The sequence below is a fragment of the Pseudoduganella sp. jia 12 genome, assembly GCF_055502675.1.
In genome coordinates this window covers 296621-322112 of record NZ_JBUXKP010000006.1, presented here as the reverse complement: position 1 = coordinate 322112, position 25492 = coordinate 296621, and the positions used below count along the sequence as shown (strand labels likewise).

Sequence of the window (25492 nt, the reverse complement as noted above, 5' to 3'; positions counted from 1 at the left end):
TTCTACCGCGCGGACTCCAGGGCCGCATACAGCGACCAGGTATTGCGCCCCGCCTCCTTGGATTGGTAGAGCGCGATGTCGGCGCATTTGTAGAGCTGCTCCGCGCTGCCCTGCTCCTTTGCATAGCCCGCCACGCCAACGCTCGCGCTGATCTGCATCGTGTGCGTGCCATGGATGACCGGCGTGGCGATGGCGGCCACGATCCGCTCGCAAATATCCCGCACGACCGCGGGTACGTAGCCCGGTGCCAGCAGGATCGCGAACTCGTCCCCGCCCAGGCGCGCGACGAGATCGCCTTCCCGCACGCATGACCGGAGGCGTTCCGCGGCAGTGACGAGCAGCGCGTCGCCGGCATCGTGCCCCAGCGTGTCGTTGACCGACTTGAAATGATCGAGATCGACCAGCAGCAGGGCGAACGGCTGGCCGCCACGCGCCGCCTGCGCGGTCATGCGGCGCAGCGTATCGTTGAACAGGCGCCGGTTCGGCAAGCCCGTCAGCGTGTCGCCGTAGGCCATTTCCTCGAGCCGGGCCTGGGTGGCCCGCAACTCGGCTGTGCGGCCGGCAACGATCGCTTCCAGTTCGCGTTTTTTCCGGCGCAGCAGCGAGGTACGGGCCTGCATCAGCAGCACGAGCAGGAGCAGCACGCACAGTCCCCCCAGGACGCGCACCCAGTCTTTCTGGTGCCAGGCGGGCAGCGCGACGACGGGGACGCGCAGGATGGCGTCCTCGCTGCCGTCCGCGGTGCCGCGCAGTTCGAGCGTGTATTTTCCCGGCGGCAGGTTGGTGTAGCTTGCGCGGGGCGGCATGGCGGTGGTTTCGATCCAGCCCCGGTCGAAGCCATCGAGCCTGTAGGCATAGTGGCGGTAGCCGGGCGGTGCGAAATCGAGCGCGGAGAACTCCAGTGCAATGCCACGTTCGCGCTCGTCCGGCGCGATCTGCAGCGGCATGCCGGCGCCCCCGTTCGACGGCACCGATTTCATCGTTCTTCCGCCCAGGGACACCCGCGTGATAGCCATGGAGGCCCGATAGCCGGGCCGCTTCAGGCGATCCGGCCGCAGGACGGTCACGCCGGAGACGCCGCCGAACACGATGTCTCCCGCTGGTGTTCGCACTCCTGCGCCGATCCAGTACGCCGACACCTGCAGGCCGTCCTCGATGCCGAGTTTTCGTATGGCGAACGTACCTGCATCGATCCCCGCCAGGCCGTTGTCGGTGCTGATCCAGATCCGGCCAGCGGCATCCTGCACCAGGGCGTTCACGCCATTGTCGGGAAGACCTTCAGCGGTACCGAAGCGGCGGAACCTGCGCCGTCCCTGCGCATCGGTGCCTTCCAGCACGGCGATGCCGGCGGAGAAGGTGGAAATCCAGATGCGCCCCCTGGCGTCCTGGATGATCGACGACACATAGTTGCCCGGCGCGTCCGGCTGGTCGGCAGGATCGAGCGGCACGCGCTCCACCACGCCGGTCCCGGTGTCCAGCCGGGCCAAGCCTGCCATGGTACCGATCCAGACGCCGCCATCGCCCAGTGGCAGGATTGCCGTGACACGCGAGTCGCCCAGCGCACGGTCCTCATGGCGAACGACCTGCGTCGATCCGTCCGGCGTCATCTTTACGCCCCAGATACCGTCCAGCCCGCCCAACCACAGCACGCCGTCGTGCCAGGCCAGGCTCCAGGCCGGACTGTCGCCGGGTCTCCCGGGAATCTCGAAGCGCCGGATGTCGCGACCGTTCGCCGTACTGCGAAACACACCGTGCTGGGTGGCGATGAACACCGTGTCGCCGGGTCCGTTGGCCATCGCCAGGATGCGGCTCTTCGGCAACCCCCTGGTTCCCGTGCCGGTCGCCGGCGCCAGTTCGCCGATGACGCCAAGGTTCGGGTCGACGATCACGATCTTTCCCGTCATGACACCGAAGCATACGCTGCCATCCGGCCGTGCCAGCACGCTGGGCACGTCGAGCTTCATGGGGCTTCCCAGCGAGCGGATCGTGATGACACCGTTGGTGCGCGGGTCGTGCTGGCTGAGGCCATCCATCGTGGCGGCGAATATCTGCCCGCTGTGATCGCGCAACAGTGCACCCACGTCATCGTCGATCAGGCTGTCCGCGATTTCCGCGTTGTGCCTGATACGACGCGTGCGCCCGCGTTCCACGTCGACTTCGACGATGCCACCGCCTTCCGTACCCAGCCATATCACGCCGGCGGTCTTCTCCACGATGGAGAAAATCCGCTCGTTCTGCAAGGTGGACGGTGCCGGCGACTCGCGCAACCCGACCGGGCCCTGGCTTGCATCGTTTTGCACGAAAGCGCCGCTTGCACGCGTGCCGATCCAGACCCTGCCGGCGCTATCCTGGTATAGCCTGGTGACCGTTGGCTGGTTGACGCCTTCGACCGGCAGGCGCACCGGCACCGCCGACTGGTCATCCGCGTTGCGCCGCCACAAGCCTTTTTTCGTGCCGATCCACAGCGTTCCACTGCGATCGCGCAGCAGCGACTCGATGCCGCTGTTGAACAGCGCCGCGCTGTCGATCTGTGGCGCACCGCTGTGCGCGTCATGCACCACGCCCGCTGCATCGATGCGTTCCAGCCCCCCGCCGGTCCCCACCCACATGCCGCCTTTGCCATCCTCGGCCATCGAGGTCACCTGGACATGACTCAGGCCGCCCTCCCCCACGCCCACGGCGATGAAGCTGTCCTGCGCGGCATCGTAGCGGGCAATGCCGCCGCTGTTGGTACCGATCCACAGGCGACCGGCACTGTCGACGCGCAGGCTGAGAATGTAGCTGTCCGGCAGCGAGCCGGGTTTTCCAGGCGCCGCCTGATAGCGCCGGAACTGAAATCCATCCCAGCGCATCAGGCCGGTCTGCGTGCCGAGCCAGATGTATCCCTGGCGATCCTGTGCCAGGGCGATGCCCACGCCCAGCGATGGCGCCTTCTGATGGATGAACGACGTGTGGGCCAGCGTGGACCACGGCGCGGGCGCTGCCGCTGCCGCTGACACGTTAACGATCGGGGAAAGCCAGAGCAGTGCCAGCAGGGCAAGCAGGGGCAGGCAGGTGAAATATCGGCGCAGATAAGGCATCTTGGTAATTTTTATTTCCACATGGAATAATCATATACCGTATCTGTGCCGAAATCCGCGTGCCGGGTGCGAATGCTACAGGCTGTGCTGGCAATGCTCACCTTCGACTTCTCCTGGACTATTGCCGCCTCCGGCATGGAAGTCCGAGCATAGCGCAGTTCGGTGAAATGCCGTGGCATGACATGGCTCGTGGGGGGATTCGGAACAGTTGCGTGCCGGCCATGGGACGCTGTTGCTGGGGGCGGATGGCCGGATGCGTAGTGGGAGGAATCGACATGCTGCGGCAACGAAAGAACGCTGTCGGGTGCGGGCGCAGGATTCGCCAGCAGGCTGGTTGATCGATATGGCGACAGGGGATTGGTAGGCCTCCCGTGAGTCGAACACGGCACCAACGGATTATGAGTCCGCTGCTCTAACCAAGCATGAGCTAGAGGCCCTGAGGTAGTGCGGGTGCATCATGCGAATGCGTGATGCGGATGTGCTGGAGCCGATACGCCCTGCCCTGGCACGGATTCGTTAAGTAAAACACTACGAAACGAACACGGCAGAATAGGGCCTGCACCGGCTCCCGTCAAGACTTAAACTGCTCAATTCCCTTCCAGGAAGCTCTTCAACTTGTCCGACCGGGACGGGTGGCGCAGCTTGCGCAGCGCCTTTGCTTCGATCTGCCGGATGCGCTCGCGCGTCACGTCGAACTGCTTGCCCACTTCTTCCAGCGTGTGGTCGGTCGACATTTCGATGCCGAAGCGCATGCGCAGCACTTTCGCTTCCCGCGGGGTCAGCGAATCGAGCACGTCCTTCACCACGCCGCGCATGGAGGCGTGCAGGGCCGCATCCGATGGCGCGAGGGTGTTGTTGTCCTCGATGAAGTCGCCCAGGTGGGAATCGTCGTCGTCGCCGATCGGCGTTTCCATCGAAATCGGTTCCTTGGCGATCTTCATGATCTTGCGGATCTTGTCTTCCGGCATCTCCATCTTGATCGCCAAGGTGGCCGGATCGGGCTCGGCGCCGGTTTCCTGCAGGATCTGGCGACTGATCCGGTTCATCTTGTTGATCGTCTCGATCATGTGCACCGGGATGCGGATCGTGCGCGCCTGGTCGGCGATCGAGCGCGTGATGGCCTGGCGGATCCACCACGTGGCGTACGTGGAGAATTTGTAGCCACGACGGTACTCGAATTTGTCCACGGCCTTCATCAGGCCGATATTGCCTTCCTGGATGAGATCGAGGAATTGCAGGCCGCGGTTCGTGTACTTCTTCGCGATCGAGATCACGAGACGCAAGTTCGCTTCCGTCATTTCACGCTTGGCCTTGCGCGCCTTCATTTCACCGGCCGCCATCTGGCGGTTGATGTTGCGCAGGTCCGGCAGCGGCAGCACCACGCGCGCCTGCAGGTCGATCAGGCGCTGCTGCAGTTCCTTGATCGTGGGAATGTTACGGCCCAGGATCGCGCTGTACGCGTGGCCGGCGGCCACTTCGCCGTCGACCCATTCCAGGTTCGTTTCGTTGCCCGGGAAGACCTTGATGAAGTGGGCGCGCGGCATGCCGCACTTGTTCACGGCCACGTCGAGGATCTGCTTCTCGATGTGGCGCACTTCGTCGACCTGGCCGCGCAGCGTGTCGCACAGCTTTTCCACGACCTTGGCCGTGAAGCGGATGCCCAGCAGTTCGTTCGAGATCGCATCCTGCGCTTTCACATAGGACTTCGAGCTGTAGCCTTCCTTCTCGAAGGCCTTGCGCATCTTGTCGAACTGGTTGGCGATCTCGTCGAACTTGGCCAGGGCATTGTTCTTCAGGTTCTCGAGCTGTTCGGCCGAATAGCCTGCCGCCGCGCCGGAGGCGGCGCCCTCTTCTTCTTCCTCGGCTTCCTCTTCTTCCCCTTCCTCTTCGTCGTCATCCTCGTCGGAGGCCGCAGCCGGCGGCGCCGGTGGCGCGGGGGCATCCTCGTTTTCATCGACGAGGCCGTCGACGATCTCGTCGATCTTGATCTCGTCGTGACGGATGCGGTCGGAGGTGGCGATGATTTCGGCGATCGTGACCGGGCAGGCGGAGATGGCCTGGATCATGTCCTTCAGGCCGTCCTCGATGCGTTTCGCGATCTCGATCTCGCCTTCGCGCGTCAGCAGCTCGACGGAGCCCATTTCACGCATGTACATGCGCACCGGGTCGGTCGTGCGGCCGAAGTCGGAGTCGACGGTGGACAGCGCGGCCTCGGCCGCGGCTTCCGCCTCGTCGTCGCTGGTCACGGTGGCAACGTTATCGGACAGCAGCAGCGTTTCCGCATCGGGCGCGTGTTCGTACACGGCAATGCCCATGTCGTTGAACGTGCCGATGATGCCTTCGATCGCTTCCGGGTCGACGATGTTGTCCGGCAGGTGGTCGTTGATCTCGGCATAGGTAAGGAAGCCGCGTTCCTTGCCGAACTTGATCAGCGTTTTCAGTTTCTGGCGGCGGCGCTCGAGTTCTTCCTCGGTGGCTTCCGTATCCGACGAGAACGCATCCTTCAGCAGCGCCTTTTCCTTGGCCTTGCGGTCCTTGGCTTTCGCCTTGTCCACGGCCTTCAGTTCGGCACGCTCGACGGCGTTCAGCGCGGCGACTTCATCGTTCTCGGGCTGGAATTCCTTGGGCTTGCGGCCGCGCCGGCCCGGCACCTTCACGGACGGGAGCACGTAACCGGACGTGTCGATCGCCGCGAGGGTGGCCGCGTCCGTGGTCTGGCTCACCGCCGGGGGTGCCGCGGGCGCGCGCGGATCCGCACTCGCTTCCGTGCTGATCTCCGACTTGTCGGCCGTCTTGGCTGCCTTGGCGGTCACTTTGCTGGGCTTTATAGCCGCGTTGGTTTCAGGTTTCTTTGCTGGCACAGGCGCTTTCGATGTCACAACGACTTGCTTTACGGGTTAGGATGATGCCGTAATCCCCGGAGCCCCATGCATGAAAACACTGCGGGACTCCTCCATCCGGCACTGCTACAAAACTTTCCTGCTCATTCCCGGCGACAGTCCTGACGCTGCCGGCAACCGCCAACGTCAACGAACAACTATGTTAACGAACGGCCATGTTTGCAGAAATTCTACTGTATGACTGCGCGTGGGGGCTAGGGGCACGAATGGTGTGAGGGTGCAGGCTGTTTTGCCTGCCCGGCGACAAGAAACTCGCGCCGTCTCAACCAAGTCCGGACCCGGCCTCCGACACGCGGCCGCATTCCTGATGCGAATGCGGCATTTCATGCCGGTCATGAGCCCAACTTACTGAAAACAAACACAAATTCTGAACTGAAGAAACCTGCCAAGGTATTGAAATACTTAGCGTTTTATTATAGCACGCCAGTTTTTTAACGCTAGAAGTGCGGCCTTGGCACCGCTTTCCAGGATGATTGCTGATTATCGGTTACTCATCGCCGACTGTTCTTCGCGCGATAACATGTCCTGGATGGCTTTTAATTCGTGATACCGGATACGCAGCTCATCGGTGAGCTTCCCTCCCGACATAATCTGATCCAGTTCCGCTCTCACCGTCTGCTCCTTCAACTGGCGCACCGTGGCCTTCAGCCACAGGCGTTCGCCCTCGATCTCCGGTTCTTCGGCGGCGGCGATTTCACCGATGAGCGCATCGTATTCCGCCCCCTCTTCCTTCATTTGCTGGGCCAGCGCGGCAAACGTGGCGCCCTCGCCCAGCGCTTGCGCCGTGCCCACCAGGTGCACCAGGTGCTCGCACTGCTCGGGCCCGAACTGGCGGAACGCTTCCAGTGCCGACTCGTCCAGTTGCAGCGCCAGGGACGGGTGCGTGACGATGGCGCGGATGATCTTCAGCTCCAGCCCAACCGGCTCCTGCCGCTTGCTCTTCGGCGGCGCGCGGCGGCTGGCCGCCACCGGTTTCGACAACTCGAACAGCACCTCGATCTCGCCCGGCGTGCTCTGCGTCATCGATGCCAGCCCGCGCACGATTTGCAGGCGCAGTGCCGACGGCGCCATGGCCTGCAACATCGGCTTCGCGTCGAACTGCACGCGGGCGCGGCCTTCGGGTTCGTTCAGGTCGTGCTCGCCCGCCGCTTCGCGCAGCAGAAACTGCGACAGCGGCATGGCTTCCTGCACCTGCTGCTCGAACCCTTCGGCGCCGAATTCGCGGATATAGCTGTCCGGGTCGTGCTCCGACGGCAGGAACAGGAACTTGATCGTCTTGTCGTCGGCCGCATACGGCAGGCAGGCTTCCAGCGCGCGCCGGGCCGCCTTGCGGCCGGCCCGGTCGCCGTCGAAACTGAAGACCACGTTGTCGGTTTGACGCAACAGTTTCTGCACGTGAACAGTCGTGCAAGCAGTGCCTAGCGTGGCCACTGCCTGCGGGAAGCCCATCTGGGCCAGCGCAACGACATCCATGTAGCCCTCGGTCACCAGCACATAACCGGCATCGCGGATCGCCTGGCGTGCCTCGAACAAGCCATACAGTTCCGAACCTTTTGAAAATAAAGGCGTTTCCGGGGAATTCAAGTACTTTGGCTCGCCCTGTTCCATGATGCGCCCGCCAAAGGCGATCACCTGCCCTTTGGTATTGCGGATCGGGAACATCACGCGCTCGCGGAACCGGTCGTAGCGCTTGATGTGACGGCCTTCCTCGTCGACCTTGTCGATGACGAGGCCGGCTTCGGCCAGCACCGGCGCATCGTATTGGGGGAACACGGCGCGCAGGTTGTCCCAGCCTTCGGGCGCGTAGCCGAGCGCGAAACGGGCCGCGATTTCTCCCGTCAGGCCGCGCCCCTTCAGGTAGGCGATGGCGGCCGGCGCCTTGCGCAACTGGGCTTTATAGAAATCGGCGGAGAGCGTCATCGCCTCGGACAGCGCCAGGCTTTGCGCCTGCATCTGCGCGCGCTGGGCGGGCGGGATCTTGTCGTCCGCCTCGGGCACGATCATGCCCACGCTCTGCGCCAGGTCTTTCACGGCATCGACGAAGCCCATGCCGGAATATTCGATCAGGAAGCCGATCGCGGTGCCGTGCGCCTGGCAGCCGAAGCAGTGGTAGAACTGCTTCGTGGCGCTGACCGTGAAGCTGGGCGATTTTTCGTTGTGGAACGGGCACAGGCCCTGGAAATTGGCGCCGCCTTTTTTCAGCTGCACGTAGCGCCCGACCACGTCCACGATGTCGACGCGGTTCAGCAGGTCGGAAATGAAGGATTGTGGAATCACTGTGGCAACCGCGGTTCTTCCATATTGTTACAAATCAGCCTATAACGCCGTGTCTGGCCGGATATTGATCCAGCTCAACGGCGTCAGGGTTGGCAAACAGGTTGGCAAACCCCTGGGCTCAGGCGCCCGTCAGTGCCTTCTTGACGAGACCGGAGACCGCGGTCATGTCGGCACGGCCGGCCAGCTTCGGCTTCAGGATGGCCATGACCTTGCCCATGTCCTGCGGACCCGCGGCGCCGGATTCGGCCACGGCTGCCTTCACTTCGGCGGCGACTTCGTCGTCCGACAGGCCGGCAGGCATGTAGGCGGCCAGCACGGCCAGTTCGGCCTTTTCGATGTCGGCCAGGTCGGCACGGCCACCCGCTTCGAATTGCGTGATCGAATCCTTGCGCTGCTTGATCATCTTTTCGACGACGGCCAGCACCTGGGTATCGTTCAGCTCGATCTGTTCATCGACTTCCTTGCGCTTGATGTCGGCCAGGATCAGGCGGATCGTGGCCAGCTTGCCGGCTTCCTTGGCGCGCATCGCGGCTTTCATGTCATCGGTGATCTGGGCTTTCAGGCTCATGGGGTCCTCGGGCTAAAGTATTCGATAAAACGTTTCGGTAAAAACGAAAACCCGCTGCGGACAATGCCGGAGCGGGCGATCGCGACACGCAAACGGACCGGAGGCGAAAAGCGCCGTCGACGGGCCGATGCGAATCCGAGAATTAGTACAGCTTCTTCGGCAGTTGCTGGCTGCGGATGCGCTTGTAATGACGCTTCACGGCAGCGGCCAGCTTGCGCTTGCGCTCGGCGGTCGGCTTTTCGTAGAACTCGCGTGCGCGCAGTTCGGTCAGCAGACCGGTTTTTTCGATGGTGCGCTTGAAGCGGCGCATGGCAACTTCGAACGGCTCGTTTTCTTTAAGGCGGATAGTGGTCATGTAAAATTCAAACCGTTAGAGGGTTTTTAGGAAGACAGCGATGTTAGCACTATTTGTCCAGATGAACAAGAGGCTTCGTGCCTACCCGCTAATATCCGACGCTGTTACGCGAATACATCCGAACTCATCAGAACCCCGGCTGCTGCAACGTTGCCGGGTCACGAATGATATCAGACTGCCAGCCCGGCAGCCATTCCCGATGCCCAGGCCCACTGGAAGTTGTAGCCTCCCAGCCACCCCGTGACATCCACGGACTCGCCGATGAAATACAGGCCGGGCACCTTGTTGGCCATCATCGTTTGCTGCGACAGCTCCTTGGTATCGACGCCGCCGCGCGTGACCTCGGCCTTGCGGTAGCCTTCGGAACCGTTGGGCGTGATGGTCCACGCGTTGATGGCCTGGCCGAAGCGGCGCAACTGGGCATCCTGCAGGTCGGCCAGGCGCGCATCGGCGCTGAAGCCGTGCGCCTGCAGTAAGCCATCGGCCAGTCGCGACGGCAGCCACTGCGCCAGCACATTGCCTAGGTGCTTCTTGATCGTGCCCTTCCCTTCGATCAGCGTGGCCGCAACGTCCAGCTCGGGCAGCAGGTTGATCGTGATGGGCGTGCCCGGTTGCCAGAAGCTGGAAATCTGCAGGATGGCCGGGCCGGACAGGCCGCGGTGCGTGAACAGCAGGTCTTCGCGGAAACGCGCGCCGGTGGCCTTGCGGCCTTTCAGGGTGCCGGTCTCGACATCGACCTCCAGCGACACGCCGGCCAGCGGCACGAACGGCTGCCATTGCTGGGCATCGAACGTGAGCGGCACGAGTGCCGGGCGCGGCTCCACGATGGCCAGGTCGAATTGCCGGGCGATGCGGTAGCCGAAATCGGTGGCGCCGATCTTGGGGATCGACAAGCCGCCGGTGGCGATCACGACGGATGCCGTGTCGATGAGGCCGGCACTGGTCTGGACCAGGAAGCGTTCGCCTTCCGCTGCCACGCCCTGCACGGTGGCCGGCATGCGCCAGCGCACGTTGCCGGCGTTGCATTCGGCTTTCAGCATGTCGATGATCTGCTCGGCGGAATCGTCGCAGAACAGCTGGCCTTTATGCTTTTCGTGGTGCGCGATGCGGTATTTCCTGACCAGGGCAAGGAAATCCTGCGGCGTGTAGCGCGACAGCGCGCTCTTGGCGAAATGCGGGTTCTCCGACAGGAAATTCGCCGGCCCCGCGTTGATATTGGTGAAATTGCAGCGGCCGCCGCCGGAAATGCGGATCTTCTCGGCGAGCTTTTCCGCATGGTCGACCAGCACGACGCGCTTGCCCCGCTGCCCCGCCGCCGCCGCGCACATCATCCCGGCCGCGCCCGCGCCGATCACTACCACGTCAAACTGTTCCGCCATCACATCCGCCCGCAATCAAACCGGGCATTCTACGCGAATCGGTACTGCTCGGCTCGTGTCCACCGTGGGGTCAGCCCCATTTTCGGACACGGACTCAGCTTCAGTTAATGGTTGAGCTCGTGTCCAATTTCAGGGTTGACCCCAAGGTGGACACGGACCCAGCAGAAATCGATGGTAGAGCTCGTGTCCGTTTTCAGGGTTGACCCCAAGGTGGACGCGAACTCAGCCGTGGCGGGAACGCAACTCGCGGGCCACGTTGACGATATGGCCAATCTGCTGCGCGATGGGATCGGGCACGGGCAGGTCGCCGCGCAGCACGGATCGGATCCACGCGGCGGTGGCGGCAGCGCTCTTGTCCTCGGGCAGATCAGGCGCGACTTCGGCGATCATCTGCCGTTCGACCAGCACGGTGCGTTCGCCATCATGGAACCAGTCGATCTTCTGCGCCTTGGTGGCGTTGGCAACGGTCTCGCCTTCGGTGCCGCGCATCAGGAAGGCGTCGCCACGGGCGTGCGGCGCCGCGGTGGTGAAGTACTCGCCCAGCGTTTCCAGGTATTCCGGATGGGTATACGACACCAGCCGCAGGGCCGGGCCGGCAAATGGTTGCAGGATCTTGACGATCGTGTGCGTGGAATTGCGCACGCCGAGGATGCGCCGCAGTTCCAGCTGATGGGCCAGCTTTGGCGCCAGCGTATCGATCGTGATGAAGCCGACATGGCCGTCGGCCAGCGCGCGTTCCGCCGCTTCGGCCGTGGCGGCGGCAGTGATGCCCAGTTCGGCCAGCACCTCGGCGGTGGCGATGCGGCCCACGTCGTGCGGCACGCCGTGCACCAGCACCGGCACGCCTTCGCGGGCCAGCAGCAGCGCCAGCAGCGCTGTCAGGTTCGCCATCTTGCGGGCACCGTTATAGGTGGGAATCAGTACCGGGGCATACGGGCCGGTGGGTGCCCGCAGCGGCGTGAACGAGGCTTCGGCGGCATCGAGGAAGCCCGCCAGTTCGTCGACGGACTCGCCCTTGATGCGCATTGCCAGCAGGATGCCGCCCATTTCCAGGTCGGAGATGCGGCCATCCAGCATGGCGGCATACAGCATGGTGGCATCGGCGCGACTCATGCTGCGCGCGCCTTTGACACCACGGCCGATTTCCTTGATGAACGGGGCGGCAACGAAAGGCGGCAATGCGGGGGCCGAAGCGGGTGGCAAGGTGGAAGAAGATGTGTTTTCGATACTCATGGAAACAGCTTACCGCATTTCGGCTACACTAATCGACTACCCATAAGAAAACCTGAAGCCGCCAGAGCCTTGAAGAGATGAAGCCATGATTGCCCTCGACCTCGAAAACATCAACGTTACCTCGTTCGCGTCCATGCCCACCCCGGCCGAACTGCACGCGAAACTGCCCCTGACGGAAAAGGCCTCGGCCACCGTGACCAAAGGCCGCGAAGACCTGCGCAACATCCTCGATCGCAAGGACAAGCGCCTGTTCGTGGTGGTGGGCCCGTGCTCGATCCACGACCCGGTGGCCGGACTGGACTATGCGCGCCGCCTGAAGGCACTGCAGGAAGAGGTCAAGGACACGATGCTGCTGGTGATGCGCGTGTATTTCGAGAAGCCGCGCACGACCACCGGCTGGAAGGGCTACATCAACGATCCGTTCATGGACGATTCGTTCCGCGTGGACATCGGCATGGAAAAGGCGCGCCAGTTCCTGCTGGACGTGTGCGAGCTGGGCTTGCCGACCGCGACCGAAGCGCTCGATCCGATCTCGCCGCAATACCTGGGCGACCTGATCGCGTGGACCGCGATCGGCGCACGCACCACCGAATCGCAGACGCACCGCGAAATGTCGTCCGGCCTGTCGACGCCGGTCGGCTTCAAGAACGGCACCGACGGCGACATCGGCATCGCCATCAATGCGATCCTCTCGGCCGCCAACCCGCACGCGTTCCTGGGCATTAACGGCGAGGGCAACGTGTCCGTGGTGCGCACGCGCGGCAATGCCTATGGCCACGTGGTGCTGCGCGGCGGCGATGGCCGGCCGAACTACGATTCCGTGTCGGTGACCATCGCCGAACAGGCGCTGGCAAAGGCGAAGCTGCCGGCCAATATCGTGGTCGACTGCTCGCATGCGAACAGCTACAAGAAGCCGGAACTGCAGCCGCTGGTGATGACGGACGTGACGAACCAGATCGTGCACGGCAACCGGTCGCTGGTGGGCGTGATGATCGAGTCGAACATCTGCGCCGGCAACCAGAAGATCCCGGCCGACCTGTCCGAACTGGTCTATGGCTGCTCGGTCACCGATGCGTGCATCGACTGGGAGACCACGGTGCAGATGCTGAAGCAGGCGGATGCGGAACTGCGCCGCCGCCCGTAAGCCTCTCGCCGCTAGATGAACATGCCGGCGAGCGGTGCAACACCATAGGTGCCGGCCAGCGCCGCCTCGGCGCGGCTGGCCGGCGCGTTCAGCTCCAGCAGGTCCAGGTAGATCTTGCCGTCCTCCACCTTGACGTTGTAGCGCCGCGTGCAGCCTTGCTCGGGTGCCACCGCGCACCCCGTTTCCAGCGCAATATTCCATTGGTGCTGCGGGCATTCCACATGCTCTCCCAGCACCATGCCTTGCGACAGCGGGGCACCCTTGTGCGGGCAGCTGTCCAGCAGCGCATAGATGCGGTCGTCGGCCGTGCGGAACACCGCCACGCCGGGCAACTCCTGCCAGGCCAGGCCGCGTGGCACGTGGTGCGCGCCGCCCGGCGCAATATCCTTGACCCTGCAAACCATTTTCCAGTGTTCGGGCATCGCCTCTCCTTCCACGGCTCCGGGCCGCAACACCAGAGGATTAGCAAGAGCGATGCCACCGCCACGGCGGCAAAGCGCCCCTTTCCGGCACGCGGGCGCACTGCCGCGGTGCGGCCATGCCTCGCGCGGTGGCAGCACGGCGGCTTGATGTCCCCGTGCCTGGCACCGGGACACGAGCTCAGCCTTCCTGCCGCCTCGGCTGAAATGGCGGCGGCTTTCCATTACAATGGCGGATTGCCCTGCATTTCCAGCTCTCTTCGAGCTCCTTACCATGATCGTTCTCGGCGTTGAATCTTCCTGTGACGAAACCGGCCTGGCCCTGTATGACACCGGCCGGGGCCTGCTCTCGCACGCCTTGCACTCGCAGGTGGCGATGCACGAGGAATATGGCGGCGTGGTGCCGGAACTGGCGTCGCGCGACCATATCCGCCGGGCGATCCCCCTGTTGCAGCAAACGCTGGACGGGGCGGGCATCGCGGCCGCCGGGATCGATGCCATCGCCTATACCCAGGGCCCCGGGCTCGCGGGTGCGCTGCTGGTCGGTTCGTCGATCGCGTGCAGCCTGGGGCTTGCGCTGGATAAACCGGTGCTGGGCGTGCATCACCTGGAGGGCCACCTGCTGTCGCCCCTGCTGGCGTCGGACCCGCCCGAGTTCCCGTTCGTGGCGCTGCTCGTCTCGGGCGGCCACACGCAACTGATGCGCGTGGATGGCGTGGGCCAGTACGAACTGCTGGGAGAGACGCTGGACGATGCCGCCGGCGAAGCGTTCGACAAGTCGGCCAAGCTGCTGGGCCTGGGCTACCCGGGCGGGCCGGCGATCTCGCGGCTGGCCGAGTTCGGCGATCCCGCCGCGTACAAGCTGCCGCGGCCCATGCTGCACTCGAAGGATTTGAACTTCAGCTTTTCCGGCCTGAAGACGGCCGTGCTCACGGTGGTCAAGAAAAGCGGCGTGGCCAATGTTTGCGACCAGGACAAGGCCAACATTGCGCGCGGCTTCGTCGATGCGATCGTCGATGTGCTGGTGGCGAAATGCGTCGCGGCGCTCAAGCACACCGGCCTGAAGCGCCTCGTCATTGCCGGGGGCGTGGGCGCGAACAGCCAGCTGCGCGCCGCGCTGAACGCGGCGGCAGCGAAAGGCCCCGCGGCCAAGCGCTTCCGAGTGTATTACCCCGAACTGGAGTTCTGCACCGATAACGGCGCGATGATTGCCTTTGCCGGCGCGATGCGGCTATCGATCAATCCCGCGGCCGCCCGCCGCGACTATGCGTTCAATGTGCGCCCACGCTGGCCGCTGGACGAACTGAAAGTCATCTGAAGGCAAGCGGGCGCCGGACTCAGGCGCCCAGCAGCACCGCGGCCAGGCCCACCAGCGCCAGCAGGCCACCTGCGGCCACGGCACCGGTCTTGACATGTTTCTTGTGCAGATCCTGCATGCGGTCGGCGCGCAACATTGCCTTGGTGTTTTCGCGTTCGCGTGGCGCCGGCTTGGAGGTGGAAACCGATTCGTTCATGGTGCGCTCCTGATTGGATTTGTCTATACGAGACAATGTAGCAGCAATTGGCGTGCCATGGCCACGAATTTGCAACGGTCGTGGCTTGTATGACAATTGCCGAGCGAGCTGGGCAGTTCTACCGCACTGCTTGTCGATTCCCGTCAGGTTTCCTGCGGCAGTGCTTCGCCGCAGTTCTTGCAGAAGTAGGCGCCTTCTTCGTGACCGGTTGCATGGCAGCGCGTGCAGATCCGGCCCGTTGCCACCCGCACCCCGCGCTGGTGCGAAAGTTCCGAACTGATGATACCGGTCGGCACGGCCAGGATGCCCCAGCCGAGCAGCATCATGAACGAGGCGATGGCGCGGCCGATGTCGGTCCTGGGCACCAGGTCGCCGAAGCCCACCGTCGTCACGGTCGAAATGGCCCAGTAGACGGCCGTGGGAATGCTGGTAAAGCCATGCCTGGGGCCTTCGACCACGTACATCACCGTGCCCAGCAGGAATACGATCAGGAACACCACGGAAAGGAAGATGAGGATCTTGCGCCGGCTGGCCAGCAGCGCGTCGCCCAGCATGCCGTATTCCTGGATATACAGCGTGAGCTTGAGGATGCGGAAGATGCGCAGCAGCCGCAGTATCCGCACGTCCAGCAGCACGTGCGAACCGGGGAAGAACAGCGACACATAGCTGGGCACCACCGACATCAGGTCGATCACGCCGAAGAAGCTGCGGGCGTAGCGGTCAGGCCGCTTCACGCACAGCAGCCGGCCGATGTATTCGACCGTGAACAGCAGCGTGAACAGCCATTCGGCGGCGAGCAGCCACGGTCCATATTCCTCTGCGACCGGCGCGATCGATGTCAGCACGACCGTGGCCACCGACAGCAGGATCGCACCGATCAGTATCAGGTCGAAGACCTGACCCTTGCGGGTGTGCGACTCGAAGATGATTTCATACAGCTCTTCGCGCCAGCCGCCTTCGGGCTTGCCAAAGTGCTGGTGGGGATCGGTCGACTGCTCGGGTGGCGCCGGTGCCTTGGTCGGGCGAACGTTCATGGGTCGGTCAGTGTAACGCAGGGCCCAGCAGATCGGCGCGCGGGTAGCCCCAGCGCGGCACGTTGCCGCACGGCGCGCGGCCGGCCGCGGCCACGTCCAGCGTGGTGAAATTGCCGCGCGGCGTGGCCGAGAAGCGCAGGTCGCTGGCCACCTCGGCATCCACGGCCGGCATGCGGGCAAAGCGCAGCCAGGCGTTCACGTGGCAATCGTTCTTCGCCAGCGTGCGCAGCGTGGCCAGGCTGCCCTGCCATTCGGAAGCGAGGCGCACGCCGGCCACCGCGGTGGCGAGGGCCGCCGGATCGGCGAAGGCGGCCGGACATTGCGCCAGCACGCCGGGGGCCAGGTTCAGCAGGCCGCGCCGCAGCCGGTAGGTGCCCTGCCCCGCGTTTTCCTCGATGGCCACGAACGACCAGCACAGCGGCTGTGCGGGGAACGCCGTCATCGCCACGTCCAGCACGCGCGACGCCGGGTCGATCCCCTGCAGCGCCGCTTCGATGCGGGCGCGGCCCGCCGACGAGGCGCCGCCCTGCACGGCGATGAAGGCCACGCTCGCCAGCGCGGACAGCGCCAGGGCGCGCCGGCTCTGCATGCGCGTGATGCGCAGCGCCGCGATGACGCCGCCCAGGGCCAGCAGGCCGGCCAGCGAGACGATGTCCAGGTAGCCGCGCCATGTAACGAAGGCCAGGAACGCCGCCAGTGCACCCAGCGCCAGCCAGCGCAGGGGGCGCCGTGGAATCGCCAGCGCGAGCGGCACGCCGAACGCCACCCAGAATACGGGTTCGACGATGAACACCAGGTCGCCGTAGAACCAGCGCGGGTCGAACGGGGCGAGCGGGTGGATGCCGTACGAATTCAGGAAGTCCATCGACATGTGCAGCAGGAAGCCGAGCACGATGGCCAGCCCCAGGCCCAGCCGCGCATGGCCGCTGCCTTTCAGCAGGCGGCGCGCATTCGGCCACAGCAGCCACAGTGCGGCAAGCAGCAGCAGCGCCTGCGGCAATGCGTACAGCAGCGTATGCGTGTGGCCGCGGTGATGCAGCAGGTAGCCCAGCGGCGCCGGCAGCAGGTCGGTCAGCACCAGGTCCAGGTCGGGGAAATTGCTGGCCGCCGCGCAGGCGGTCAGCAGCAGCCGGTGGCGCGTGCGCTGGCGTGCTTCATCGGGCTCGGCCGGCAGCGAGCGCTGCACCAGTTCGCCGATGCCGAGGCCGACGAAGGTGTGGGTGACGTTGTCCACTCAGCGGCTGACCTCGACTCCATGCCAGAAGGCGATGCGGCCCTCGATGGCCTTGGCCGCATCCTTCGCGGCCGGATAGAACCATGCCGCGTTGCGGTTCAGTTGCCCGTCCACCTCCACGTCGTAATAGCTGGCCACGCCTTTCCATGGGCACAGCGTGGTATGGCTGCTGTCCTTCAGGAATTCGCGCTTGACGCGCTCGGGCGGGAAATACACATTCTGCTCGACGATTTCCACCTCGTCGGCGGTTGCCTCGGCGATGACGGCGCCGTTCCAGATGGCTTTGGGCATGGCTGTTCTCCTGGTAGCTGACTACCGATGATACGGCGGTTGACGTGCAGCCGCTTCCCCCATTGCGGACGGGGAGCCGCCACCGTTTGGTGCCGCGCAGTGTAGCGCAAAAGCCGGTGGATACTGCAATACCGGCAAGCACACCGGCAGACGCGCTACTTGCCTTCCAGGATCTGCCGCAGCGCGCCCTCGAACACCTCGGGCGGCTGGCCGCCGGAAATCAGGTGGCGCTGGTTGATGACGATGGCCGGCACCGAACGCACGCCGGCCTGCTGCCAGTATTGTTCGAGCATGCGCACTTCGTCGGCGAACCGGTCCGACTCCAGCACCTGCCGGGCGGCCTCGCGGTCCAGTCCCACCCGCTCGGCCGCACGCAGCAGCACGTCGTGCGAGCTCGGGTCTTCGCCGTTCGTGAAATAGGCGTCGAACAGCGCATGCTTCAGTTCCTTCTGGCGGCCCGCCTCCTCGGCCCAGTGCAGCAGGCGGTGGGCATCGAACGTGTTGTAGATGCGGCTGCGCTTGTCCATCGCGAACGTGAAGCCGACCGCCGCGCCGCGCTGGCGGATCATGTCGCGCGACTGCTCCTGCTGTTCCGGCGTACTGCCGTATTTTTCGGCGATGTGTTCGGTGATGTCCTGCCCTTCCTGCCCCATGTTCGGGTTCAGCTCGAAGGGCTGCACGTGGAACTCGACGGCGGCTTCGGGAATGCGGGCAAGCGCCGTTTCCAGCGATTTCAGCCCGATGGCGCACCAGGGGCAGGACACGTCGGAGACGAAATCGATGCGCAGTGGCGTAACCGGGGGTGTAACTGCGGTAGCCGGGGGTGCGGCGGAGGGAGTGGACATGGCAGCCTTTCGCTTGCGGGCCGCCGGCGGCGGCCGATCGCCGCATGATGAGGGCCGCTGCCGGGATTGCAAGTTACTTTTTCTTTGCGCCGGCGGTGGCACCCTTGCTCTTGCTGCCGATCCGGCTTTCCTTGCCGGCCATCAGGTTGCCGATATTTTTTGCATGGCGCCACACCAGCAGGCCGCACATCACCAGCACGGCGAACAGCTGCGGCTCCACGCCGAACAGCAGGCCATAGTAGAACGGTGCGAAGACCGAGGCGATCAGCGCGGCCAGCGACGAATAGCGGAACGCATACGCCACGATTGCCCAGGTGGCCAGCGTGGCCAGGCCGAGCCAGATATTCAGCGCCAGCAGCACGCCGGCGGCCGTTGCCACGCCCTTGCCGCCTTCGAAGCGGAAGAATACCGGCCACAGGTGGCCGATGAACACGGCCAGCGCCACGATGGCGATGGTGCCGTCGCCGATACCGAGCTGGGCGGCAAAACGGATCGTCAGCCAGACCGCCAGCCAGCCCTTGAAGGCATCGCCGACCAGCGTCCAGATCGCGGCGCCCTTGTTTCCGCTACGTAGCACGTTGGTGGCGCCGGGGTTGCCGGAACCGTAGGTGCGCGGGTCGGACAGGCCGTAGACCTTGCTCACGACGACAGCAAATGAGATCGAACCGATCAGGTAGGCGGCAATTGCCAGCAGGATGGTAGTCATTTCCCCAAGAAATCCTATGGTTTGATATTGTGAGTGGCGCAGCGCGGCAGCGGGCGGTGACTATACCGAAACCGGGCTCAGTCGGCCAGTGCGCAAGCGACCGGCCTGGCATCCAGCACCTCGGTCAGCACGCGCGGCGCGATCCCGACCAGGAAGCCGCGCCGGCCTCCATTGATATAAATCGTTTCCAGACCCAGGATCGACTCTTCCACGTACACCGGCATCGCCTTTTTCGTACCGAACGGCGACGTGCCGCCCACCATGTAGCCGGAATGGCGCTGGGCCACCTCGGGCTTGCACGGCTCGACCGACTTGCAGCCGATATTGCGAGCCAAATTTTTCGTGGAGACCTTGCGATCTCCGTGCATCAGCACAATCAATGGTTTGGCGGCTTCGTCCTGCATCACCAGCGTCTTGACCACGTGGTGCTCGTCGACACCGAGTTCGCGCGCCGAGACGGAAGTGCCGCCATGTTCTTCGTACCCGTACGGATGTTCGCTGAACGGCACCTTGCGCTGCTTGAGCAGCGCGGTTGCCGGGGTCTCTGATATATGCTCTTTCTTGGCCATGCCGTGTTACGATCGTTGTGAAAAGGAGTTTCTCATTATGCAGGAAGAAATTCGCTTTGCCACCTTCAACGTCTGCAACCTCGCCCCGCCCGGCGCGAAATTGTACGACAACCTCGAGCCCCTCACTCTCGAGGGGTATGAGGCCAAGGCGAACTGGATCGCGCAACAGCTCGATCAGCTGGATGCCGATGTGATCGGTTTCCAGGAAATCTTTTCGCAGGCGGCATTGCGCGACGTGCTCTCCCGCACGCGCCGCTATCGCGAAGCGCTGCATGCCGGTTTCGATCCCGACCCGAACGCGCAGCGGCTGACGCCGAACGTGGCCATCGTATCGCGCCTGCCGTTCGCCGCCCCGCCCAGCGTGCATGCCAGTTTCCCTGCAGATGTGCCCTGCGACTCCGGCAGTCCGGAATCGGACCGCTTCGCCCGCGCGCCGCTGCATGTGCAGGTCGTGCTGCCCGGCGAGCGCGTCGTGGACGTGGTGGTGGTGCACCTCAAATCGCGCCGCCCGGACTACCGCGGCGGCGACAGCGGCGACGACCCGCTGCATTACGCGATGGCCAGCCTGCGCTCGCTGGTGTGGCGCGGCACGGAGGCCGTGGCGCTGCGCGTGCTGCTGTCGAAGATGATGCGCGAAGGGCGCCGGCCCTGCGTGGTGCTCGGCGACTTCAACGATACCGCCGATGCGGTCACCACGACGATCGTGCTGGGAACGGGAGGCACGCGCAGCGTGGCGGGAACGGGAGGCATCGGCCAAATTGCGGGCAGGTCAAGCATCGGCGCCCCGGCGGATGATGGCAGCGCCCGCACCATGGCAGGCGACGGGAGCAGCCGCAGCACCGATGGCCAGGGCGGCCATGGCGTCCAGGCCGCGGAGCGCCGCGGCCGGCTGTACGACAGCAACCAGATCCAGCTGCGCCAGGATCACCTGCGCCACGTGGGCTACACCAGCATCCATGAGGGGCATTATTCGACGATCGACCACGTGCTCGTGTCGGAGGAATTCAACCGGCATTCGCCGCGCGCGATCGGCGAGGTGATCGATGTCAGCTATTTCAACGATCACTTGCGGCTGGAACGGCCCGAAGCGTCGGATCACGGCCAGGTGCTGGTGCGCATGCGCCTGTTCTGAACGTTACGCGAGAGTGTTATTGCAGTAAGCCATCCAGACCGCCATCCCGCACTGCCGCTTCCGCCTGCCGCCCCTGGTACAGATCGCAGCCTTCGCCGCGCAGGAATGCCAGCTGGCCGGGCGTTTCCACGCCTTCCGCGATCACCGTCATCCGCATGCTGCGTGCCATCGCGATGATGGTGCGGATCACGGTTTCATCCGCGCCGCCCAGCATGAAGGCCTGGGCGATCTTCAGCTTGTCGATCGGATAATCCTTCAGTTGCCCCAGGCGGGACCAGCCCGTGCCGAAGTCGTCCAGTGACAGCCGCACACCGAGGGTGCGCAGGCTTTCCAGCGTGGCCGCGGTGGCGGTGCCGCCTTTCATGATGATCGCTTCGGTCAGTTCCAGTTCGAGCCAGCGCGGTTCGAGCCCCGCCTCATCCAGGGCGGCGCGCACATTGTCGACCAGGTCGCGCTGCACGAATTGCGCCAATGACAGGTTGACGGCCACCTGCATCGGATGCCCGCCATCATGCCAGCGGCGGGCCTGGCGGCACGCTTCGCGCAGCACCCAGTCGCCGATCGGGACCATCAGGCCCGCCTCTTCCGCCACGCCGATGAAGTGTTCCGGCAACAGCAGGCCCAGTTCGGGGTGGCGCCACCGGATCAATGCTTCCGCCGCGACCAGGGCGCCGGTGGCGATGTCCAGTTCCGGTTCGAATGCCAGCTCGAATTGCCCTTCGGCCAGCGCGCGGCGCAGGCCCTGCTCGACCGATGCGCGTTCCACGATGCGCTCGTTCATCTCGGCGCTGAAGAACTGGAAATTGTTGCGGCCGCCCTGCTTGGCGTGGTACATCGCGATATCGGTGTTCTTGACCAGCGTGTCGATATCGTCGCCGTCGCTGGGAAAGATGGAGACGCCGATCGACGTGGACACGTGCAGTTCGTGTTCGCCGATCGCATACGGCTGGCAGATCGCCTGCCGGATCGCGCCCGCCACGTGTGCCGCATGGTCGATGCCGCCGATGTCGGCCAGGATGATGACGAATTCGTCGCCCCCCTGGCGGCTGACGGTATCGACCTTGCGCACGCACTTGAGGAGCCGCGCCGCCACTTCCTTCAACAGCTGGTCGCCGACCTGGTGCCCCAGCGTGTCGTTGACCTGCTTGAAACGGTCGAGGTCGAGGAACAGGATCGCCAGCATGCTGCCCTTGCGGCGCGCGGTGGACAGGGCCAGCGACAGGCGGTCCAGCAGCAGCACGCGGTTCGGCAGGTCGGTCAGGAAATCATGCTCGGCAAGGTGGCGCGTGTGCTCTTCCGAGCGCTTGCGTTCGGTGATGTCGGAGACGATCGCCATGTAGTTGCTGATCTGGTCGTGGCTGTCGCGGATCGCCGTCAGCGCCAGCCAGGCAGGGAACAGCTCGCCCCGCTTGCGGCGCGACCAGATTTCGCCCTGCCAGTGATCGGTGGCGTCGATCTGGTCCCACACTTGCCGGAAAAAGGTTTCATCCTCGATGCCCGAACGGTAGACCGACAGCGGCTTGCCCAGCATGTCGTCACTGCTGTAGCCGGTGATTTCCGAGTAGGCGCGATTGATCGAGATGACGTGGCGGTCGTGGTCCGTCAGCAGGATCGCATCGCGGCTGTTCTCGAACACCTGGGCCGCCAGGTACAGCATGCGCTCGGCGCTCTTGCGCGCCGAAATATCGCGCACCAGCACGTAGAACAGGTGTTCGTGGTTCAACGTGACGGAAGTCATCAGCACCTCGGCCCAGAACAGGTTGCCGCCGCAATCGAGGTAACGCCAGTCGTAGCGGCAATTGCCGTGCTGGTGCGCCTCTCCCTCGAGGCGGTGCGCGGCCGACGCCGACAGCGCACCGCCGGGTTGCTGCAATGGCGAGAAATCGGCCAGCCGGCGGCCGACGAAGCTCGCCGGATCGGGGCACTTGAACAGCTGCAGCGCGGCAGGGTTTGCTTCTTCGATCAGGCCGTTGCGCACCAACAGGATCGCATCGCCCGACTTGCGGAACAGCTGGCGGAAATTGGCACCGGCGGCAGCCAGCGCATCTTCATCCACCTTGCGGGACGTGACGTCGACGTCCATGCAGAACACCTGTGTCAGCGCGCCTTCGTGGTACACGGGCACCAGCGTGGAATACAGCCACAGCTCGCGGCCGCCGGCCGCGCGAACGTGCCAGTCGCCAATGGGGGAATGATGACCGGTGCGCCAGGCCTCTTCCACCAGCGCATCATGTTCCGCTTCGCGATCGCCCCGTGAGAACAGGGCTTTCAGCGGCTGGCCGAGTACTTCATCCAGCGCAAGGCCGGACAGGTCGGCACATGCCTGGTTGCAGAAGCGGATCCTGCCTTCGCGATCGATGCTGCAGACGGCCACCAGCGGCGTGAGTTCGAGCGCGGCAACGAGGCGCGCGATCAGGTCGAGCGCGGCCAGTGCGGTATTCGGCGCAAGATTCGGCGCAGGATTCGATGCAGGATTCGGCGCAGGATTCGACGCAGGATTCGACGCAGGATTTGGAAGCGAGCCCTGCGTGAATTCGGGTGTGGAATGGGGGAGATGATCGTGCGGAGTCATCGTACCATTCTTGCCGCCCTGCTCAGCAGTCGCTTGCGCTGGCTCAAGAATGGCTGCGTGAACAGCACATTTGTTGCTTAATTGAAACTCGGAAGATGGATCCGCTTCCGGCAAGACCATGCCGGAGCAGCGGCAATATCCGTTTCAGCGCGGCGCCGAACCGCCGCGGTTCATTCCTGCCGGGCCGCTGTCGCATCCTCCTCTGCGGCCTCGTCCCCGGTATCGGCCTCCTGCTCGCCGGCCGGCAGGCTTTTCGCCTCGACCTTGCGCCGGGCTTTTTCTTCGGCCTTGCGCTTCTTTTCCAACTCGCGTTGGCGCTTTTCGTATTGAAAATTCGTTTTTGCCATGACTACCTCCATTACCCACATTATGCGACAACATCAGCATCGCAGATTTCTCATCCCCGCGGATGATGTAACGCATGCAGCTGTTTCAACCGTTCGCGCGCCACATGCGTATAGATCTGCGTGGTCGAGATATCGGCATGCCCCAGCAGCAGTTGCACCACGCGCAAGTCGGCGCCATGGTTCAGCAGGTGCGTGGCGAACGCGTGGCGCAGCGTATGCGGCGACAATGGCGCGGTAATGTCCGCCTTGCGTGCGCATTTCTTGACCACCACCCAGAACATTTGCCGCGTCATCGGCCCGCCGCGGGCGGTCACGAACAGGGCGTCATCCTGCTGGCCGTTCAGGATGGTTCCGCGTGCTTCGCGCAGGTAGCGTTCGATCCAGTGTCGCGCCGCCTCGCCGAACGGCACGAGCCGCATCTTCGATCCCTTGCCGGTGACCCGCACCACGCCCTCGTTCAAGCCCAGTTCGGTGATCTTGAGCGCCACCAGTTCCGAGACCCGCAGCCCGCTCGCGTACATCAGCTCCAGCATCGTGCGGTCGCGGATGCCCAGCGGTTCGCGCACGTCCGGCGCGGCGAGCAGCGCTTCCACGTGGCTTTCGGACAAGGTGTGGACGAACCGCGCCGGCTGCTTTGCCGATGCCAGTTTCAGGCAGGGGTCCTCGGCAATGCGCTGCCGGCGCAACGCCTGCTGGTAGAAGCGCTTGAACACGGACAGGCGGCGGTTGGACGAGCTGGCCTTGGTATCGTCATGCCGGGCCGCGAAGTACCCGGCAATGTCGCCGGCATGCGCGGCCAGCAGTCCGGTACCGGGGCGCGCCTCCGCCAGCCAGGCCGAGAACAGCTTCAAGTCGCGCCGGTAGGCAGCCAGCGTGTTTTTCGACAGGCCGTCCTCGAGCCACAGCGTGTCGCAGAACTCGTCGATCAGAGCAGGGTCGTTTGCTGCCATGCGTATTCGCGATGCCCTTCGTGTGCCAGCAGCCAGCGCTTGACGTCCAGCGTGAAGCCGTTGCGATCGTCGCTGCCGGCAAAGCCGCCCAGGCCCTGCGCACCCGTCACGCGGTGGCAGGGGATCACCAGCGGAAAATAATTGGCGCCGCACGCCTGGCCCACGGCGCGGGGCATCGAGCCGACGAATCGGGCGATCTCGCCATACGTGCGCACCTCGCCGCGCGGAATCGCCCGGATCGCTTCCCACACCTTGCGCTGGAATGCGCTGCCCACCTGCGCCAGCGGCAGGTCGAAAGTGAAATCGGGATCGATGCAATAGCGCTCCACCTGGTGCGCGGCACGCTCGGCAGTCGCATCGGTGGGTGCCTTCGGTGCCAGGCTGGCTGGCAGGTAGACCAGCTCGCTGACGACAGCGCCGCCGGTGCGGATGCCGAGTGCGCCGAAAGGCGTGGAAACGATCGCTGCGAACAGCTCGCCAGCTTGTTGTATTTGCGTCACAATTAACTCCAGACTACTGTGGCAAACATGCTACACGAACGGCGCCTCCGGAGCCAGATGCCGTGTTGGCCGCAGCCTTTCAAAGAACGCGGCGACACTTTTCGCCGATCGTGGCAGTTCCTGCAAGGCGGCACGCACGGACGAAAAAAAACGCACCTGTACGGGTGCGTTTTAAGTAGTGCTTTGGCGCGATTCCGGTTGTTTGGTCCCGCCGCGGCTGGCTTTTGGCCGCCTTCAGCAGTGATGCCAACAACATACTGTGAACCGCGTGTCTCCTCGATTTATCGCCGTCTCCGGCATGCCGTTTTTATTACCACTCCCCACTAACTCGCGTATCCGTTGCTACCTTGGTGCATATCGTTATGTGTTGCACCAAACAGGAGCGATCATAACTGATCCAAACGCGCATTTCTCCTGTTTTTTTGTAGCAAGAAAATATTTGG

General features: G+C 64.3%; 22 protein-coding genes and 1 tRNA gene. 3 read left to right on the top strand and 20 right to left on the bottom strand.

Annotation, left to right across the window (positions count from 1 at the left end):
- Positions 1-2: 2 nt before the first annotated feature.
- The 8 genes from ACY65G_RS15765 to ybiB all read right to left on the bottom strand — a co-directional run bounded on the left by ACY65G_RS15765 (position 3) and on the right by ybiB (position 11792).
- Positions 3-3080: a diguanylate cyclase domain-containing protein gene (locus ACY65G_RS15765; RefSeq protein ID WP_464998260.1), complete on the bottom strand. Its 3078-nt coding sequence runs from the start codon at positions 3078-3080 to the stop codon at positions 3-5.
- Between the two features lie 358 nt (positions 3081-3438).
- Positions 3439-3517: transfer RNA gene (locus tag ACY65G_RS15760), tRNA-Ile, on the bottom strand.
- Between the two features lie 150 nt (positions 3518-3667).
- Complete coding sequence (rpoD, locus tag ACY65G_RS15755; protein WP_464998259.1) at positions 3668-5893, bottom strand: RNA polymerase sigma factor RpoD; 2226 nt, start codon at positions 5891-5893, stop codon at positions 3668-3670.
- A gap of 567 nt (positions 5894-6460) precedes the next feature.
- On the bottom strand, positions 6461-8257 hold the full coding sequence (gene dnaG / locus ACY65G_RS15750) for a DNA primase (protein WP_464998258.1): 1797 nt from the start codon (positions 8255-8257) through the stop codon (positions 6461-6463).
- A 118-nt stretch (positions 8258-8375) separates the two neighbouring features.
- Positions 8376-8825, bottom strand: coding sequence for a GatB/YqeY domain-containing protein (locus ACY65G_RS15745; RefSeq protein ID WP_464998257.1), 450 nt, complete (start codon positions 8823-8825; stop codon positions 8376-8378).
- Positions 8826-8967: 142 nt separating this feature from the next.
- Entirely contained in the window at positions 8968-9180 is a 213-nt protein-coding gene (gene rpsU / locus ACY65G_RS15740) for a 30S ribosomal protein S21 (protein WP_005665410.1), read from the bottom strand.
- A 170-nt stretch (positions 9181-9350) separates the two neighbouring features.
- Positions 9351-10559, bottom strand: a complete 1209-nt coding sequence (locus tag ACY65G_RS15735; RefSeq protein WP_464998256.1) for a BaiN/RdsA family NAD(P)/FAD-dependent oxidoreductase — start codon at positions 10557-10559, stop codon at positions 9351-9353.
- Between the two features lie 222 nt (positions 10560-10781).
- Positions 10782-11792: a DNA-binding protein YbiB gene (gene ybiB / locus ACY65G_RS15730; RefSeq protein WP_464998255.1), complete on the bottom strand. Its 1011-nt coding sequence runs from the start codon at positions 11790-11792 to the stop codon at positions 10782-10784.
- Positions 11793-11877: 85 nt separating this feature from the next.
- Here ybiB and ACY65G_RS15725 point away from each other — a divergent pair, with 85 nt between their 5' ends.
- Positions 11878-12936 (top strand): 3-deoxy-7-phosphoheptulonate synthase, encoded by a 1059-nt coding sequence (locus tag ACY65G_RS15725; protein WP_464998254.1) that lies wholly within the window; start codon positions 11878-11880, stop codon positions 12934-12936.
- An 11-nt stretch (positions 12937-12947) separates the two neighbouring features.
- Here ACY65G_RS15725 and nirD read toward each other — a convergent pair whose 3' ends face one another.
- Positions 12948-13358 (bottom strand): nitrite reductase small subunit NirD, encoded by a 411-nt coding sequence (gene nirD, locus ACY65G_RS15720; protein ID WP_464998253.1) that lies wholly within the window; start codon positions 13356-13358, stop codon positions 12948-12950.
- A 271-nt stretch (positions 13359-13629) separates the two neighbouring features.
- Here nirD and tsaD point away from each other — a divergent pair, with 271 nt between their 5' ends.
- Complete coding sequence (tsaD, locus tag ACY65G_RS15715) at positions 13630-14673, top strand: tRNA (adenosine(37)-N6)-threonylcarbamoyltransferase complex transferase subunit TsaD (RefSeq protein WP_464998252.1); 1044 nt, start codon at positions 13630-13632, stop codon at positions 14671-14673.
- A gap of 19 nt (positions 14674-14692) precedes the next feature.
- On the opposite strand, the gene ACY65G_RS15710 is transcribed toward tsaD, so the two are convergent.
- The 7 genes from ACY65G_RS15710 to ybaK all read right to left on the bottom strand — a co-directional run bounded on the left by ACY65G_RS15710 (position 14693) and on the right by ybaK (position 19548).
- Complete coding sequence (locus tag ACY65G_RS15710) at positions 14693-14869, bottom strand: hypothetical protein (protein ID WP_464998251.1); 177 nt, start codon at positions 14867-14869, stop codon at positions 14693-14695.
- A 143-nt stretch (positions 14870-15012) separates the two neighbouring features.
- Entirely contained in the window at positions 15013-15903 is an 891-nt protein-coding gene (locus tag ACY65G_RS15705) for an ion transporter (RefSeq protein WP_464998250.1), read from the bottom strand.
- 7 nt (positions 15904-15910) lie between these two features.
- Positions 15911-17137: a metal-dependent hydrolase gene (locus tag ACY65G_RS15700; protein ID WP_464998249.1), complete on the bottom strand. Its 1227-nt coding sequence runs from the start codon at positions 17135-17137 to the stop codon at positions 15911-15913.
- On the bottom strand, positions 17138-17428 hold the full coding sequence (locus tag ACY65G_RS15695) for a DUF427 domain-containing protein (protein ID WP_464998248.1): 291 nt from the start codon (positions 17426-17428) through the stop codon (positions 17138-17140). It lies immediately after the preceding gene.
- A gap of 155 nt (positions 17429-17583) precedes the next feature.
- Complete coding sequence (locus ACY65G_RS15690; protein ID WP_464998247.1) at positions 17584-18273, bottom strand: DsbA family oxidoreductase; 690 nt, start codon at positions 18271-18273, stop codon at positions 17584-17586.
- Positions 18274-18346: 73 nt separating this feature from the next.
- Positions 18347-18979: a glycerol-3-phosphate 1-O-acyltransferase PlsY gene (plsY, locus tag ACY65G_RS15685; RefSeq protein WP_464998246.1), complete on the bottom strand. Its 633-nt coding sequence runs from the start codon at positions 18977-18979 to the stop codon at positions 18347-18349.
- 77 nt (positions 18980-19056) lie between these two features.
- Positions 19057-19548 (bottom strand): Cys-tRNA(Pro) deacylase, encoded by a 492-nt coding sequence (ybaK, locus tag ACY65G_RS15680; RefSeq protein WP_464998245.1) that lies wholly within the window; start codon positions 19546-19548, stop codon positions 19057-19059.
- Between the two features lie 37 nt (positions 19549-19585).
- On the opposite strand from ybaK, the gene ACY65G_RS15675 reads away from it, so the two are divergent.
- Positions 19586-20680 carry an endonuclease/exonuclease/phosphatase family protein gene (locus ACY65G_RS15675; protein ID WP_464998244.1) on the top strand — a complete coding sequence of 365 codons (1095 nt, stop codon included), beginning with the start codon at positions 19586-19588 and terminating at the stop codon, positions 20678-20680.
- A 16-nt stretch (positions 20681-20696) separates the two neighbouring features.
- Here ACY65G_RS15675 and ACY65G_RS15670 read toward each other — a convergent pair whose 3' ends face one another.
- The 4 genes from ACY65G_RS15670 to ACY65G_RS15655 all read right to left on the bottom strand — a co-directional run bounded on the left by ACY65G_RS15670 (position 20697) and on the right by ACY65G_RS15655 (position 25049).
- Complete coding sequence (locus ACY65G_RS15670; RefSeq protein ID WP_464998243.1) at positions 20697-23252, bottom strand: sensor domain-containing protein; 2556 nt, start codon at positions 23250-23252, stop codon at positions 20697-20699.
- Positions 23253-23422: 170 nt separating this feature from the next.
- Positions 23423-23599, bottom strand: coding sequence for a hypothetical protein (locus tag ACY65G_RS15665; protein WP_464998242.1), 177 nt, complete (start codon positions 23597-23599; stop codon positions 23423-23425).
- 50 nt (positions 23600-23649) lie between these two features.
- Positions 23650-24549 (bottom strand): site-specific tyrosine recombinase XerD, encoded by a 900-nt coding sequence (xerD, locus tag ACY65G_RS15660; RefSeq protein ID WP_464998241.1) that lies wholly within the window; start codon positions 24547-24549, stop codon positions 23650-23652.
- Entirely contained in the window at positions 24525-25049 is a 525-nt protein-coding gene (locus tag ACY65G_RS15655; RefSeq protein ID WP_464998240.1) for a methylated-DNA--[protein]-cysteine S-methyltransferase, read from the bottom strand. The genes xerD and ACY65G_RS15655 overlap by 25 nt, the downstream gene beginning before the upstream one ends.
- Positions 25050-25492 lie beyond the last annotated feature (443 nt).